A 14,659-nucleotide genomic window follows, 5' to 3' on the forward strand; every position below is an offset into this window, starting at 1 on the left:
CGTGGGTCGCCGGGGACTTCAATGGCGACAAGAGAGCCGATCTTGCCACTGTCTGGAACAACGGCGGCTCAAACACCATAACCGTGAGCCTATCGACCGGTTCGGGCTTCAAACGCAGCCACTGGGCCACGAACGCAGGCGGCTGGATGGACACCACCAAGTGGGCCGCCGGAGATTTCAACGGCGACGGAAAGAGCGACATCTCCGCATCCTGGGCCAACGGCGACACGTCTGGACCTGGAGAGTGCCAGAAGGCGGAAGAGCGGTACGCCGGCTATGTCGACAAGGTTCCCCAGACCGACGCCGAGGTCGTCAACGCCGAGCACGCGCTGCTCTACCTCGTGAACGTGGAGCGCTCGCAGCGCGGTCTGGCGCCGCTCTGCTTCAACGACCACCTCGCATCCGCGGCGCGGGCACACTCCGAGAACTGGGCGGCCGCCCCGGATCGAAGCTGCCCGTCCAACCCGAAGTGGTCTGGATGCGGTCACTGGGACTCCAGAGCGGGATACGCCTGGCCGGAAGACCGCATCGCCAAGTCGGGCTACGGCCCGTACAGCGCGATGAGCGAGAACGTCCAGAACGGCGGAGGGCCGAGCGACGGCACGAAGGTCGTGCCTGCGGGATGGACCTGGGGCACCCCCAAGGCCGCCGTCTATTGGTGGATGAATCACGACCCCCAGAACAACTACGCCGCCAACGGGCACCGCAAAGCCATCCTCGACCCTCGATTCAAAGACGCAGGTCCCGGTGTCGGCCGCTACACCGACCGCTATGGCAACCGCGCTGCGACCTTCACCTTGATGTTCGGTGTCCGCTGATCCCAGCGCGCTCAACGCCGGATTGGCCATGGTGACCTCCGGAGGTCGCCATGGCCGACTTTCGCCAGCAGGTCCACAAGCGGCGCAATGTCGTCGAACGGTGCTTCAACCGCCTCACGCAGTGGCGCGGCATCGCCACCCGCCACGACAAGACCGCCGAGTCCTACCACGCGGCCCTCGCCCTCGCGTCGCTGATGTGGGCGTGCCCTTCGACGACGACTCCTGGCCGCCTCCTCGAGAGATGTGACGTACAGTCTGGGGGCCTTGGAGGTTCTCATGTCGCGACCTACGCCGGCCGTGTCGCCGCATCACGACGAGCACAACGCGCGGAGGACGAAGGGCCCGTGAACGTGCAGGCGGCCGGTGCCGAGGCCCCTGGTGTGGGGCGGGAGGGCACCGGCCCCAGTGCGGCAGGCCGCAGAGCGTGTTGCTGAGCCTGCGTCCGGTTCCTGGTGCCGCGCAGCACCGAGCATGCAGCACACACCTACACGCTTTCTACGGGAGATCTTTGACGTCAAACCCCGCCACGCTAATTACACTGAGCAACAGTCAACAGACACCGTCGGGGGAATCCGCACCAGTGGACAAGCGAGCACTCAAGCACCTCCTCAGAACCAGCCGTGCCCAGATAGCCCCTGAGACGCATGGCCTGCCCAGGCCCACCGGACCCGGCCGACGGGCCCCCGGGCTCTCCCAGCACCAGATCGACCAGCTCCTCAACAGGTCCCTCGGCACCTACCGGCACCTCGAGGCCGGCCACGCCGACAGCCCCCCGTTCGACCTGCTTCGTGACATCGCCCGCCTGTTCGGCTACAACGAACAGCAGTGGACGACCCTGTGCCGGCTCGCGCGAGGCGAGAACCCGCCCGGCCCCCTTTACGACACTTCCGGCGATGCCGTGCCATCCGCCTGGGAGGACGCCGTCAACGGGGTCACTCACCCCGCCTACGTCACCGACGCCAGCTGGAACCTGCTCACCTGCAACCCCCAGTTCCACGCCTTGTTCGAGGGCGGCAAGGCCCCCACGAACACGATGCGCTGGATGCTGATCGACGGCCGCGAGCAGCTCACCGACTGGGAGACGGCGTGGGCGCCGCTCGTGATGCCCCAGCTGCAGAACGCACTCGCCACACGGCCCGACGACAAAGTCCTCTCGCGCATTCGGGACGAGGTCCTCGCCGATCCCGGATCGACGGCCCTGTACAACGCCGGCGGCACCAGCATTCATCCCGACGGGGACGAACGGCCGATCCGGCACGCGGTCGAAGGACCGGGCTGGGTGACGATGTGCGTGGCACAACCGCTCACGGCTCCCGGATCCCGCTTCATGATCCTCGTTTTTCGGCCGGGCCCGCGCCGGACCGTCACGCGTCCGCAGATGCTTCGGGCGCGCTAGCCCCACCGCGCGCGAGAATTCGCCCTGGTGTGGTGGGTAGTGGGAGAGCATGGCGGGATCGGCAGGGGAAATGATCCAGCCAGATTTGCCGTACCTTGACCCCGTCAGGTTACGTGCGTCCAGGGGGGACCCATGCCCGCATACATCACTCGGCCCACGACAGTCCTCGCCGCTCACAAAATCACCACAGACGAGATAGCCGACGACATCCGCACCCACCACCCCAACCACCACCGCCTCGGGGCGATCCTCCGCGTACTCGCCAACTGCGGCGTCAGCAGCCGCTACTTCACCCAGCCCCTCACCGCGGACACCATCTCCGGTACGGCCCCCGTCGCCGACCGCACCACCAGTGCATTCACGGACGGCCTCGCCATGGCCGAACAAGCCGCCCGCGCCACCCTCCGACGCCACAACCTGCAGCCGGCCGACATCACCGGCATCATCACCACCCACGCGACCGGCTGGGCCGTCCCGAACCTCGACATCCACCTCACCGCCCGGCTCGGCCTCAAGTCGACCATCCGTCGTACCGCCATGACGACCGTCGCCTGCGCCGGCGGCGCCCACGCCCTCATCCGCGCCGTGGAGCAAGCTCTTCTCTACCCCGGCTCCCGGATCCTGGTCGTGGCCGCGGAAGTCCTGTCGACCGCGTACAACCACGCCGACGACAACATCGAGCACATGATCTACAAGGCGCTGTTCGGTGACTCCGGCGCGGCGACCATCGTGAGCAGCGACCCCCTCGGACCCGGCCTCGCTGTCGACACCGACGGTCTGTTCGAGTACGCCCTCCCGGGCAGCCTGCACTTCTACGCCGGCCGTATCGACAGCACCGGCATGCACTTCGACTCCACCAAGGCCGCCACCGGCGGAGCCACGCACGTCATGCCTGCCGTGGTGGACTGGCTCGCCGGCCGCCCGGTCGACATCCCCGTCATCCACCCCGGCTCCAAGCCGATCATCATGGATACCGCAACCGCCCTCGGCCTGGGTGAGGACGACGCCCTTCACTCCCTGGACACCCTGAGCGAGGAAGGCAACCTGGGTGGCGTATCGGTTCTGCGCGTCCTCGAACGCACCCACGCCGAGCCGCCCGCCGACGGCGCGCAGGCTCTGATCGTCGCCTACGGGCCGGGTTTCTCCGTCTCCGCCCTCCACGGCACCTGGTCCGACTAGGTCTCCCGCTCCCCTCATCAACGGCTTCTCCCCGGCGACCGGCGCGAGCAGGCGATCGCAGCCCGCCGTGAAGTCCTCCGCCGGGATCGCACAGCCGTCCGGGTCGATGGTGTGCCAGCCCATGTCGTTGACGCCGTCGAGGATCGACACCACGTCCGCTCGCGCGTCGAGCACGTCCGCCTGCCATCGGGCTTCCGGATCCGTCGCCTTGGGGTCCGCGATCCCGGTGTTCAGCCAGGTCACGGAAGTGGGGAGTGGGCCGCCGGTCGATCGGGGTCGAGACGCCCCGGGGCGCAGGCGGGTCGGGCGCTCGCGTTCAGACCCTGGCGGCAGTCTCCGCTTCGGCGGCGTCGTCGGGGGCCGCTGGTCCGGGGAGACCGGGCAGGAAGAGGGACAGCGGGACGGCGGCGGCGGTGAAGGCCACCGACCACCAGAAGGCCGTGCCGAAGGCGTCGGCCAGGGCGCTCGGGGTGTGCACATCGCCGGCGGCGTGCTGGAGGACGACGGCGAGGACGGCGATGCCCACCGAGCCGCCGATCTGCTGGGCGACGCGGGTGATGATGCTGGCGTCGGGGATCTCCGCGTGCTCCAGTCCGACGTAGGCGGCACCCATAGGTGCGATCATGGCAGCGCCCAGGCCGATGCCGCGGACGAACAGCGCGGCCAGGAGCAGGATCTCGCTGGTCTCGGCGGTGACGAAGGCGAACGGCACGGTGGCCGCGGCGACGAAGGCGAAGGCGGCGAGGGCGACCCGGCGGGGTCCGATGCGGTCGGTGTACCTGCCTGCCAGGCTGCGTGCGAGGAGTGCGCCGACACCCTGCGGGATGACCAGGAGCCCGGCGCCGAGGGCGTCCTCGCCGCGGACCTGCTGGAAGTACAGGGGCAGCAGCATCATCGACCCGTACAGGGAGATGCCACCCAGGAATATCAGGGTGGAGGAGGAGGCCACCGCGCGGTGACGGAACAGCCGCACATCGACCAGGGCGCCGGTGGTGCGCGTCAGTGCCCAGACGGTGAAGCCCCCGACCAGGGCGAGTCCGCCGAACAGCGGGATGAGGACCTTGACGTCGGTGAAGCCCGCGCTGCCCTGTACCTGGGAGAGGCCGTGGATGAGGGCGGCGACGCCCGGGCAGAGCAGGAGCAGGCCGACGACGTCCAGGCGGGCGCGGGGGCGGTCGGGTAGGGGCCGGTCGTCGGGCAGGTTGCGCCGGGCGAGCCAGCCGCCGACGACGCAGAAGGGGATGTTGACCAGGAACATCCAGCGCCAGTCGGCCAGATGCAGGATGAGACCGCCCAGGACCGGGCCGAGAATCGGGCCGAGCGCGGTGGGCACGGTGATGACGGCCATGACCTTGCCGATGCCGCGGCCCTTTGCGGCCTGCACGAGCAGCGTGGCCGTGAGCGGCATCATGATGCCGCCCGCGATGCCCTGGACGACGCGGAAGGCGATGAGGGCGGTCGCGTTCCACGCCAGCGCGCTCAGGAGGGAGCCCAGCAGGAATCCGCCCAGGGCCGCGATCCACACGTGCCGGCCGCCGAACCGTGACTGAGCCCATCCGGCGAGCGGAATGGAGACGAACACCGCCAGCAGGTAGCCGGTGCTCACCCACTGGATCGTGGCGAGCGGGGCGTCGAGTTCCTTCGACAGGTCATCGAGCGCGACGCTGACGACGGTGGTGTCGAAGACGACGGCGAGCGCGCCGACGATGAGGGTGATCGCCATGCGCCAGACGGCTGGATCGACACGATCGGGGGCCGCCGCCGTGGATGCGGGATCGGACCGGTGAAGAGCACTCACGAACAGCCACCTTAAGATACAAAGGTCTATCTTACGGCTGTCAGGGTAGGGCGCTAAGATAAGAAAGACAAGCCTATCTAATGGAGGGGTGTATGCCCGAGCGACGCCGCGGAGCGGCACTGGAGAAGGCGCTCCTCGACGCGGCCTGGGACGTGCTCACGGACACCGGCTACGCCAGGTTCACCATGGACGCCGTCGTCAAGCGCGCGGGCACCAGCCCTCCCGTTCTCTATCGCCGCTGGTCCGACCGCGACGACCTCGTCCGGGCAGCGATCCTTCACACCCTGAAGGAGTCCCGCCTCGACGTTCCCGACACGGGGAGCCTGCGGGAGGACGTCCTCACCCTCATGCGGGAGATCAACTCCACTCGCGTCCGGCTCATCACCGTCGTCAACACGCACCTGGCCGACTACCACCGGGAGACCGGAACCAGCCCCGGTGATCTGCGCGACCCCCTCGTGACGGGACGCGCGGAGGCACTCGACGTGCTCTTCGGCCGCGCCGTCGACCGTGGCGAGGTCGATCCGGAACTCCTCACCGAGCGCATCAAGTCCCTCCCCTTCGACCTGCTGCGCCACGAGATCCTCACGACCTTCGCCCCCGTACCCGACCACACGCTCGAAGAGATCGTCGACACGATCTTCCTTCCCCTGGTGCGCTGAGCCCGGCACGACCGGCCGCCCCTCGGCCGAGGAACCGAAGGGACCTAGCCGAGAGGCGGCGGTGTCGTGGTGGCGTCCCGCTCCTGTCGAGTGGTCGCCGGGCCCACCGGGGTGTCACCGCGCAGGGTGATGCGGTGCATCACCCGGTGCTGGTCGCCGTAGTCGCGGTTGGCGTAGTGGGCCGTGCTGCGGTTGTCCCACAGAGCCACGTCGCCGGGCTGCCAGCGGTGCCGTACCACGTGTTCGGGCTTGGTGAGGTGGGCGTAGAGGATGTCGAGGATGCCCCGGCTCTCGTGCTCCGATACGCCGACGATGTGCGAGGTGAAGCCGGGGTTCACGAACAGGCCCTTGCGGCCGCTCTCCGGGTGCACCCGCACCACGGGGTGCTCCACGGGCGTCAGCTCGGTGAAGACCTCCCCCTCCCACAGGTTGCCTCGGCCCTTGCGGCGGTGGGCCAGGTAGTAGCCGAACTCGCGGCTGCCGTCGTGGACGGCGGTGAGCGTGTCGACGTACGCCCTCAGTCCGGGCGACAGCGACGCGTAGGCGAGCTGGCTGTCGGCCCAGTTGGTGTCACCGCCGTTGGGCGGCAGTACCACGGCCCGCAGTACGGAGATCGCGGGCGGTCGTCGTACGAACGTCACATCCGTGTGCCACACGTCGGCGAAACCGTTGTCCTGGCTGTCCAGGGAGTACACCTCGGGTGCCACGTCACCGGAGTCGTGCACCGGGTGCCCGACAGTGACCTCGCCCAGCCTTCTGCCGAACTCGATCTGCGCCGTGTCGTCGAGACCGTGCTGTCCGCGCACGAAGAGCACCTTGTACCGGACGAGAGCCTCCCGGAGCGCGAAGACCTGCTCGTCGTCGAGCCGGCCGAGGTCGATGCCGTGGACCTCGGCACCGAAGTGCGGACCCAGCTCGACGATCGGCAGCCGTGCCACCGCGGGCTGGTCGCTGAGGATGCTCATACGGGTGTCCTTCCTTGATACGACTCCCTCGCGGAGCCGTGGCCTACGGGAGGTAAGGGGGTACGGAGGGGTGTCCGGGTACGGGGGTTTGGGGGTACAGGGGACGGGGGGTTTGGGGGTACGGGTACGACGGTCAGGCCGCCGCCGCGGACTTCACGGCGTGCGCCACCTGGGCGCGCAGCTCGCCGAACTCGCGGGACTCACGCAGTGCTTCGGCGTCCACGTCGCCGCGCGGCAGGGGGATCGGCAGGTCGAGGGCGACGGTGCCGGGGCTCTTGGTGAGCACCACGATGCGCGAGCCGAGGAATACCGCCTCGTCCGCCGAGTGCGTCACGAACACGGTGGTCCGCCCGGTCTGCCCGGCCACTCGGCGTACGTCCTCCTGGAGCCGCTCCCGGGTCAGCGCGTCCAGTGCCGCGAAGGGTTCGTCGAGCAGGAGGAGCGGATGCTCGGCGGCGAGCGCCCGCGCGATGGCGACGCGCTGCTGCTGGCCTCCGGAGATCTCCCACGTACGCCGCTCCTCGGTCCCCTCCAGTCCTACGCGGGCCAGCAACCGTGCCCGGTGCTCGCCCCATCGGGCGCGGTCCACGCCCGCGTAGCGCAGGGCCAGGTCGACGTTGCCGCCCACCGTCCGCCACGGGAACAGCCGCGGCGTCTGGAACACCACACCCGCCGTCTCCCCGGGCCGGGGGACGGTGCCGGAGACCCGTACGGAGCCGTGGGTGGGCTGCTCGAATCCGGCGATCAGCCGGAGCAGGGTGCTCTTGCCGCAACCGGAGGCGCCCACCAGGACGAGGAACTCCCCCGCCGGCACGGTCAGATCGACGGGGCCCACGGCGGTGACGGCGCCGTACCGGTGCGTGACATGCCTCAGCTGCACGGCACCGGCCCGCTCGCCGCCGGTCGCGACGTCGCCGGTCACATCGCCGCCGGTCGCGGCGCCTTGGGCGGTCTCACTTGAGGACATCGGGCAGCCCCTTCAGATAGAAGGCCTTGCGTACGACCTCCCGGGCCGGCGCCGCGTCGATCTGCTTCTGGCCGGCCAGGAAGCGGCCCGTGTCGGTGACGTAGGACAGCAGCTTGCCCGGGGAGCCGTCGGTGCCCAGCCAGTCGGCGGACGTCACCTGCTCCGGGGTGAGGAACACGCCTTGGGCGAGCTGCGCCTTGGCGTCGGTGGTGCTGATGCCCAGTTCGGCGGCGACCGCCTTGACCGAGCCGTCGGGGTCGGACTTGAGCAGACGCAGGGCCTGTGCCTCCGCCTTGCGCCAGGCGTCGATGGCCTTCGGGTCGCGGGCGATGAGGTCGTCCGACACGACGGCCAGGTCCAGCGTCGGCTTGCCGGCGGCGCCGATCTGCTTGCTGCCGGTGAGCTGGGTGCCGGTCCTGCGCAGCTCGTCCAGTGTGGGCAGCCACACGTAGGCGGCGTCGATGTCGCCGCGCTGCCACGCGGCGAGGATCGCCTGCGGCTGAAGGTCGACGAGTTTGACGTCGGAGGTCTTCAGACCGGCCGTCTCCAGTGCCGCGAGCAGGCTGTAGTGCGAGGTGGAGGCGAACGGCGTGGCGATCGTCTTTCCCTTGAGCCCGGCGACGTCGGAGATGCCGGTGCTCCTGCGCGCCACGAGCGCCTCGTTGTCACCCGCCACGTCCAGGATCCAGGCGACCTTGTACGGGATCGGAGAGGCCCCTGACACACCTCGCGCGAAGGGACTCGACCCGAGGGCGGCGATGTCCAGGGACTTGCCGATGAAGGCCTGGTTGACGCTCGCACCGGAGTCGAACTTGATCCACGTGATCGTGTACCCCGGCAGGGCCTTCTCCAGGAGCTTCCTGTTCTTCACGATGAGGTCGCCGCTGGGGAAGGCGAAGTAGCCGATGCGCAGCCGCTTGGCGCCGCCGGACGACGCCGCGTCACCGGAGGAGCAGCCGGTGAGAGCCGCCGAGGCGGCGGCGAGGGCGCCGGCGAGCAGGATGCGGCGGGAGGGACCTTGAGGGACACGGGACATGGCGGGACCGTTTCTGTACAGGGGGACTCTTGCTCGGTGTGCGGGTCTCACGTGCGACCGCGCCAAGGGACGACGGCGCGTTCCAGCCGCAGCAGCAGGCCGTCGATGACCAGGCCGGATACGCCGATGGCGATGATGCCGACGAACACCACCGGGGTGTTGTTGTAGTTGGCGGCGTCCTTGACCATGCCGCCGATGCCGGGCAGCCCGTTGACCAGTTCGGCGGCCACGAGGGAGGAGTAGGCCACGCCCACGGCCAGCCGGACGCCGGTGAGCGTCTCCGGCAGCGCGGACGGCACCACGATGTCCTTGACCACGTCCCACCGCGAGGCGCCGAGCGCGCGGGCCGCCTCGACCAGGCTCTTCGGTACGGCGGCCACGGCCGTGGTGGTGGACACCGCCACCGGTGGGAAGGCGGCCACGGCCAGCAGCGTGATCTTCGGTTCCTCGTTGATGCCCAGCCAGATGACGAGCAGGGAGAAGTACGCCAGCGGAGGCAGCGTCCGCAGGAAGGTGATCCAGGGCTCGAACAGGGAGCGCAGCGGGCGGACGGTACCCATGAGCAGCCCGAGGACCACGCCGGCGGCGATGCCGATCCCGGCCCCGAAGGCGATCCGGCGCAGGCTGATGCCCAAGTGCTCGATGAGATAGGTGCCGTTGTAGCCGCGTACGCCGTCGTGCGTGGTGGACACGTCGAGGAACGCGTCCCACACCTTGGCGGGCGGCGGCACCAGTGTCTCGCTCCACGTCCCGCTCGCCGCCAACGCCTGCCACAGGACGAGGAACAGCACCAACGAGCCGAGGGGAAGCAGGACATGGGGTATCCGCCCCGGGGCGCGGGGACGGCGCCGTTGCGGCTCCTTGGCGGGTAGGGGGACGGGATCGGCTTCGTCCAGACGGGGCGTCGGGGACACGGGCGGCCTCCAGAGGGCGCCGGAGCACGGCGGGTCGACGTCCACCGGGCGACACGGCGGACGGCCCTGCGCCGGGGCTGGGCGGTCAGAGCGTGGAAATCGGCCCCGTGACGAGACGAGGGCCGTGAGAATCACCGGCCGGGGAAGTCACCGGCCGGGGGGCAGCGTCAGGGACGCGCGTTCAGAGACAACACGAGACCGGACGGCGGCACAGGTCGATGACCAGGCGTCGTACCAACGGCTCGTGAATCATGAGACCTATTTCTACAGCAGCTCGCCGCGCCGGACAAACAGCCGTCCACCTGCTGAAACCCCGGTCACGAAGCCATGTCGCACCCGTAGGCGACCGGGTTGGCGTGATCAGGTGGGGCCCTGGCCCACGGGCGGGTCGGTGGTGCAGCGGAGAGTTCGGTGTGCAGGCGAAGGATGCTCCGTGGGCGCGTGAGATCGAGCTGTGCGACCCTGACGGCAACCGGATTCGTATCGGCACGCCGACGAAATGACACCCGATCGCCGAAGTGACGTCCACCACCAGGGGCCGGGTCCGAGACGTTGGTTGTCCACGCAGAGGCCAGGGTCGCGGTAAGCGATCGCCCCGCCGTGTGGGGCCGGTCTGGCTGCCGGCGGCGACCGGGAGAGAGGGCAGGGAGTCCGATGCCGGTCATCGATGCGTGGATGCAGCACCCCGCCGCGGCGGAGTTCCCGCACCGCCTGGACCGGGCGGGTGAGATCCGCGCCGGCCACCCCGCGCAGCCGCCCCTCGGACCGTGCGACGAACTCGGTCACTTCGTCGTTGCTGATCAGTGGCCCCTGGGGCCCCTACCAGGCCGCCGACAGGCCGATCTCGACGTCCGCGGCGGCCATCGCGCCCACCGTCGCCTTGACCGGCAACGGCTTCTCCAGCAGGCCCTGTCCCGTCCACCGGCGCAACGACTCGAACATGTCGTGGTGGAAGTGACGGAGCGTGGGACCACGGAGATGAGGGGAGCGGGTCCGGGGCGGCCTTCGGCCCCTGCTAGGCCGCCGGCCGGTCGTTGAGGATGTGCTGGAAGAGCACATGGTCGCGCCAGGCCCCGTCGATGTGCAGGTACTTGGGCGCGACACCGATCCGCTCGAATCCCGCCTTCGCCAGCACGCGCTGGGAGCCTACGTTGTCCAGGAGCGTGCCTGCCTCGATCCGGTGCAGGCCGGCCACCTCGTCGGCAAATCGGCACACGTACCGGGCGGCCAGGGTCGCCAGCCCCCGGCCGGCGTGCCCCTCGTCGATCCAGTAGCCGAGGCCGGCACTCCGGAAGGGTCCCATCGAGATGTTCGACAGGGTGGCCGTCCCGACGATCCGCCCGGCTTCGGTCAGCACCCAGGGCAGTGCGTGGCCGGTCTCCCGAAGCCGCAACTGCCGTCGGATCCGGGCCTTTTGCCCCTCGGCGGTGAAGAACTCCTCGGTCCGGTTCGGCTCCCAGGGCCGGAGGTAGTCACGATTGCGGACGTATGCCTCCGCGAGGGGCCGGGCATCCGCCTCTTCCACGGCACGAATGCGTACGTCGCCCGACAGGACAGCATTGCTTTCGAACATTCGAACAGCATAGATGGCCGAATTCACACGGCTTCCGACACGCACGCGGCCGCCTGAGCCGGATGAACGCCGCCGCCGGAGAGTGCCTCGCGCACGGCAGGACCAGCCACAGCGCCGCCCGGCCACTGCCCCGGCCGCAGCCGGGGGCCTCGCAGCCGACGTGGAGGTACGTCTCGCGCCTTACCCTGGCCGCGCCCTGCGCTCGGGCATCCCGGCTCGCGGCGGCTTGCCAAGAGGACGGGGCACCGCTGAACGGGGCCCGGGTCCGGCCGTCAGGACCCGGCCGGTGCCCACGGCTTCTCGGGAGGCGGCGGGCCTTCCAAAGCGCTGCGGAACTTGTCCTTCAAGCTCTTCGGCGGTGCTTCCTTTTCCTCCTTCGTATGCACGAGCCGGGCAACGGACACGCGTATGTGACACTCGCGCTGCCGCTGTCTGACGAGCACCACCCACGCTCCGTCCCGGGTGAGCAAGGCATGCCGTGCCGGCTCGTCCCCCGGCCGGGCGTGCCGGGCAAGCACGTGAGGCACGTAGTGCAAAGCCGCGTCCTCTGCCGCTGCTACGGCCTGTGCCTCGTCTCCGTCGATGCGGTGAGTGCCGACCAGCATCCAGCGGTGCAGTCTCAGTTCCACGCCCTCCACTCGTTCGGTCACCCGAGTGTCCTCTTCGATGAGGACGTACCACTCAGCATTCATCGGCTGGCGCCTATCTGTCTTCAAGGGCCGGACCAAGCCGGCGGAGACTCGCGAGCGCCGACCGGGTCACCACCGGAGATACCCGTCGGGCGGCATGCGCGTCCATGCTTCTCGTCAGTGCTGCGATCCTGCCACGTGGATCACCGACAGCGGACAGCGGACAGCGGACAGCGGACCCCCTCGCCGTGCTTTTCACGCCGGAACCGGGCTACGGCAACCGACGCGCCCTGAGTGCCGGGGGTCGCCGACGATCCGTTCCGAATGCAACTCAAGGCAGGGGCACGTTGACGGACACCGACAGTTCGCGGGGCGTGCGTACGACGGATTTGCGCCACTCGGTGGGAGAGATTCCATAGGCAGCCCGGAACGACCTGCTGAAATGGGCGGCGCTCACAAAGCCCCACCGGTGAGCGACCGCGGCGATCGTCGATCCCGCCCCTTCCCGGCGGGCCAGGTCTCTTCGGCACTGCTCCAGCCTGCGTTGCTGGATCCATCGGCCGACGGTGATGCCCTCGGGCTCGAACAGCTTGTGCAGATAGCGCACGGAGATGTGATTGGCCCGGGCGACAGCCACGGGCGTCAGGTCGGGATCCGTGAGGCGTTGGTCGATGTACGTCCGGATCCGCAGCAGCAACATCCGGGCCGCCGCCGGAGTGTCCTCGGTGTCCCTGCCGAGCCGCTCATCGGCCAGCGCCTGGACCAGGTCCACGACGTTGCGGGCCACCCTTTCGCCCGTCCGGTGCGGATACGTCGCGGCGGTGTCCACCAGCCGGGACAGGAACGGCGTGAGCAGTTCTCCGAGTGCCGACTCGCAGCCGAGCGGGGATGCGGTGATCTGCTGCAGGTCCGACTCGCGCAGGCCCAGCAGTTCGCGGGGCAGGACCAGGGACTTCGTCTGGAAGGACTCGGGAATGGTCAGCTGAACGGGGCGTGCCATGTCGTAGACGAAGAGCTGCCCCGGCCGCATATACGTTTCACGCGCATCCTGCTCGACACGGGCGACCCCCTTGCTGAGCAGTTTCACGACGACGTAGTCGTCGTTGTCGCCGCCCGCGATGAGTCGCCGGCTGCGCCGGGCCTGGTGTGGATCGCCGTCCACCGTGACGACCTGCATCACGCCCAGCGCCGACGCACGGATCGTGCCGGAGTCGACCTCGTCGGGAACCCGCATGTCCACGGCCCCGAACGTCTGGGACAGCGCGTCACGCCAGTACGCCCGTCTGCGGTGCGCGGGCACCGCCTCAGTGGTGTACAGGATGCCCGAGGACACGGGTTCCCGCTGTGATGGCTCTGGCGACACGGCTTCCGCCCTTCGAACGCGTGCGCTTCTCACCTGCACCGTGCCAGAGCGGGCTGAACGCCGGCATCGCGTGAACACATGAAAGGGGGGGATGCCGCTCAGCCTGCGGCCCCAGCCCGGTGGCAGGATGTCAGAACCGAGCGCCCGGGCCTGCGCGACGGCCCCGCGTGCGATACGAGGCACGACTGGGGGATACTCCGGCTCATGCGCATACGGCGAGAGGTCCGCTGGGCCCTTTGGGGACTGTGGCTTGGATGTCTGGGGTTCTCCCTCTGGTTCTTCACAGAGGTGATCGCGCTGTTCCTCGAGGCCGAGACCTGGTGATGGCGAACCGTTCGTCCATGCACGAAGGCGACCGTCTGCTGCATCTCGATCGCACCCTCGACGAGCTGGACCCGCCCAGCTGGATGCCTCCAACCGCCGACGCGACCCATCTGGTCCGCAAGGTGCACGGGTTGCGGCGTGTTCCGCTGGGCGAGCTCGGCCCGGCGGATCTTCGTACCCTCGTCTCCCAGCAGGTGGCGCTGCCGTACGTGCTTCCCCTCGCCGTGCGGTTCCTCCTCCAGGAGCCGCTGCTCGACGCGTACTTCTACGAGGGCGACCTGCTGCTCGCCGTCGTGCAGGCCCCCGATACGGCCTGGGCGCTGCTGCCGGACCTCGCCGCCCGGCTGGGCACCGTGATCGCGGCACTGCCGGACGCAGCGGTCGCCGAGCTGCCCCGCGGCGCCGCCGAACAGCTCGCCCGCTTCGTCACGCGGCACGAACCCTCTCGCTGACCTGACAGCGGCAAGGAAGATGCCGGTGTCGTTCTCGCGACAGACCCTGTGCTGCAGTCGGGTGAATACGAGCCCCAGGACGAACCCGCGGTGTCCGCCACGGCGTCCTGGCCTTCATGGAAGCGATGCACGAGGAGCACGTGTCGGTGCCGGGCCTGGTCATGGTCGACATCGCGGCGGCCGACGACCAGACTGCCTTTGCCTTTCACGCGGCATTGGCCTCGATGTGGGCGACGACCGCCGTGGAGCGCACGACGCGTGACTCCGGCCACCCCGGGGTCAGGCTGCGCTGCTACCTCGATATGCGTCAACGCCCCTGAGCAGCAGGTGCCGTACCGCGCAGAGAGCCGGTCGACCGAACGCTCGTACGCCGTTGCAGCGACTGGGTTCGGGCCGTTCACCCCCGGGTGCGCCGGGACAGCGGTCCGCACGTCGATACGGACAAGAATCCGGGTGCGCAGGCGTCCGCGCCGCTGTGGAGCGCCTTCGGCCCGGGCGGGAGGGGGTTTCAGTGCCGGCCGGTTCGGCAGCACGCGGTCGCGCCGCCGCGTTCGATCGCGTGGTAGCCGTAGGCCGCCGACAC

The 14,659-nt window shown here is 69.5% G+C and carries 15 protein-coding genes and 1 pseudogene; 7 read left to right on the forward strand and 9 right to left on the reverse strand.

Going from position 1 to position 14,659, the window contains the following annotated elements; genetic code table 11:
* From ACZ7KF_RS38425 to ACZ7KF_RS38440, 4 genes and pseudogenes are all read left to right on the forward strand, one after another.
* Positions 1–818 (forward strand): CAP domain-containing protein (locus ACZ7KF_RS38425; protein ID WP_471086222.1); only part of this gene is annotated, 818 nt, incomplete at its 5' end.
* 77 nt (positions 819–895) lie between these two features.
* Positions 896–1,015, forward strand: a pseudogene (locus ACZ7KF_RS38430) (IS5/IS1182 family transposase); the annotation flags it as partial.
* Positions 1,016–1,398: 383 nt separating this feature from the next.
* Positions 1,399–2,214, forward strand: a complete 816-nt coding sequence (locus ACZ7KF_RS38435; RefSeq protein WP_471086225.1) for an MmyB family transcriptional regulator — start codon at positions 1,399–1,401, stop codon at positions 2,212–2,214.
* A gap of 132 nt (positions 2,215–2,346) precedes the next feature.
* A complete protein-coding gene (locus ACZ7KF_RS38440; protein ID WP_471086228.1) occupies positions 2,347–3,393 on the forward strand; it encodes a beta-ketoacyl-[acyl-carrier-protein] synthase family protein in 1,047 nt (348 codons plus the stop codon).
* Between the two features lie 316 nt (positions 3,394–3,709).
* Here ACZ7KF_RS38440 and ACZ7KF_RS38445 read toward each other — a convergent pair whose 3' ends face one another.
* Entirely contained in the window at positions 3,710–5,116 is a 1,407-nt protein-coding gene (locus ACZ7KF_RS38445) for an MDR family MFS transporter (protein WP_471086231.1), read from the reverse strand.
* A gap of 167 nt (positions 5,117–5,283) precedes the next feature.
* Between ACZ7KF_RS38445 and ACZ7KF_RS38450 the strand changes: the two genes are divergently transcribed.
* Positions 5,284–5,853 carry a TetR/AcrR family transcriptional regulator gene (locus tag ACZ7KF_RS38450; RefSeq protein ID WP_471086234.1) on the forward strand — a complete coding sequence of 190 codons (570 nt, stop codon included), beginning with the start codon at positions 5,284–5,286 and terminating at the stop codon, positions 5,851–5,853.
* Positions 5,854–5,897: 44 nt separating this feature from the next.
* On the opposite strand, the gene ACZ7KF_RS38455 is transcribed toward ACZ7KF_RS38450, so the two are convergent.
* The 8 genes from ACZ7KF_RS38455 to ACZ7KF_RS38490 form a co-directional block, all read right to left on the reverse strand.
* Entirely contained in the window at positions 5,898–6,818 is a 921-nt protein-coding gene (locus ACZ7KF_RS38455; RefSeq protein WP_471086237.1) for a TauD/TfdA dioxygenase family protein, read from the reverse strand.
* Between the two features lie 133 nt (positions 6,819–6,951).
* Entirely contained in the window at positions 6,952–7,785 is an 834-nt protein-coding gene (locus ACZ7KF_RS38460) for an ABC transporter ATP-binding protein (RefSeq protein WP_471086240.1), read from the reverse strand.
* Entirely contained in the window at positions 7,772–8,821 is a 1,050-nt protein-coding gene (locus ACZ7KF_RS38465) for a taurine ABC transporter substrate-binding protein (RefSeq protein ID WP_471086242.1), read from the reverse strand. Before ACZ7KF_RS38465 ends, ACZ7KF_RS38460 begins: the two co-directional genes overlap by 14 nt.
* Before the next feature lie 47 nt (positions 8,822–8,868).
* Positions 8,869–9,717 carry an ABC transporter permease gene (locus ACZ7KF_RS38470; RefSeq protein ID WP_471086281.1) on the reverse strand — a complete coding sequence of 283 codons (849 nt, stop codon included), beginning with the start codon at positions 9,715–9,717 and terminating at the stop codon, positions 8,869–8,871.
* An 837-nt stretch (positions 9,718–10,554) separates the two neighbouring features.
* The gene (locus ACZ7KF_RS38475; RefSeq protein ID WP_471086245.1) at positions 10,555–10,677 is read right to left on the reverse strand and encodes a hypothetical protein; all 123 of its coding nucleotides are present in this window, start codon (positions 10,675–10,677) and stop codon (positions 10,555–10,557) included.
* Positions 10,678–10,750: 73 nt separating this feature from the next.
* Positions 10,751–11,308 carry a GNAT family N-acetyltransferase gene (locus ACZ7KF_RS38480; protein WP_471086248.1) on the reverse strand — a complete coding sequence of 186 codons (558 nt, stop codon included), beginning with the start codon at positions 11,306–11,308 and terminating at the stop codon, positions 10,751–10,753.
* 272 nt (positions 11,309–11,580) lie between these two features.
* Complete coding sequence (locus ACZ7KF_RS38485) at positions 11,581–12,000, reverse strand: hypothetical protein (protein WP_471086251.1); 420 nt, start codon at positions 11,998–12,000, stop codon at positions 11,581–11,583.
* Between the two features lie 268 nt (positions 12,001–12,268).
* Positions 12,269–13,270: a helix-turn-helix domain-containing protein gene (locus ACZ7KF_RS38490; RefSeq protein ID WP_471086254.1), complete on the reverse strand. Its 1,002-nt coding sequence runs from the start codon at positions 13,268–13,270 to the stop codon at positions 12,269–12,271.
* Positions 13,271–13,641: 371 nt separating this feature from the next.
* Between ACZ7KF_RS38490 and ACZ7KF_RS38495 the strand changes: the two genes are divergently transcribed.
* Positions 13,642–14,076 carry a contact-dependent growth inhibition system immunity protein gene (locus tag ACZ7KF_RS38495; protein WP_471086257.1) on the forward strand — a complete coding sequence of 145 codons (435 nt, stop codon included), beginning with the start codon at positions 13,642–13,644 and terminating at the stop codon, positions 14,074–14,076.
* Between the two features lie 116 nt (positions 14,077–14,192).
* Positions 14,193–14,396 (forward strand): DUF6207 family protein, encoded by a 204-nt coding sequence (locus ACZ7KF_RS38500; protein ID WP_471086259.1) that lies wholly within the window; start codon positions 14,193–14,195, stop codon positions 14,394–14,396.
* The last annotated feature ends 263 nt before the right edge of the window (positions 14,397–14,659 follow it).

The organism is Streptomyces sp. NPDC038200, assembly GCF_055600785.1.

Excerpts from the sequence above, each read along its gene's own strand:
- ACZ7KF_RS38450 (WP_471086234.1), top strand. The coding sequence starts at position 5,284 with ATGCCCGAGCGACGCCGCGGAGCGGCACTGGAGAAGGCGCTCCTCGAC.
- ACZ7KF_RS38440 (WP_471086228.1), top strand. The coding sequence starts at position 2,347 with ATGCCCGCATACATCACTCGGCCCACGACAGTCCTCGCCGCTCACAAA.
- ACZ7KF_RS38465 (WP_471086242.1), bottom strand. The coding sequence starts at position 8,821 with ATGTCCCGTGTCCCTCAAGGTCCCTCCCGCCGCATCCTGCTCGCCGGC.
- ACZ7KF_RS38475 (WP_471086245.1), bottom strand. The coding sequence starts at position 10,677 with ATGTTCGAGTCGTTGCGCCGGTGGACGGGACAGGGCCTGCTGGAGAAG.
- ACZ7KF_RS38485 (WP_471086251.1), bottom strand. The coding sequence starts at position 12,000 with ATGAATGCTGAGTGGTACGTCCTCATCGAAGAGGACACTCGGGTGACC.
- ACZ7KF_RS38500 (WP_471086259.1), top strand. The coding sequence starts at position 14,193 with ATGGAAGCGATGCACGAGGAGCACGTGTCGGTGCCGGGCCTGGTCATG.
- ACZ7KF_RS38480 (WP_471086248.1), bottom strand. The coding sequence starts at position 11,308 with ATGTTCGAAAGCAATGCTGTCCTGTCGGGCGACGTACGCATTCGTGCC.
- ACZ7KF_RS38455 (WP_471086237.1), bottom strand. The coding sequence starts at position 6,818 with ATGAGCATCCTCAGCGACCAGCCCGCGGTGGCACGGCTGCCGATCGTC.
- ACZ7KF_RS38460 (WP_471086240.1), bottom strand. The coding sequence starts at position 7,785 with ATGTCCTCAAGTGAGACCGCCCAAGGCGCCGCGACCGGCGGCGATGTG.
- ACZ7KF_RS38445 (WP_471086231.1), bottom strand. The coding sequence starts at position 5,116 with ATGGCGATCACCCTCATCGTCGGCGCGCTCGCCGTCGTCTTCGACACC.
- ACZ7KF_RS38495 (WP_471086257.1), top strand. The coding sequence starts at position 13,642 with ATGCACGAAGGCGACCGTCTGCTGCATCTCGATCGCACCCTCGACGAG.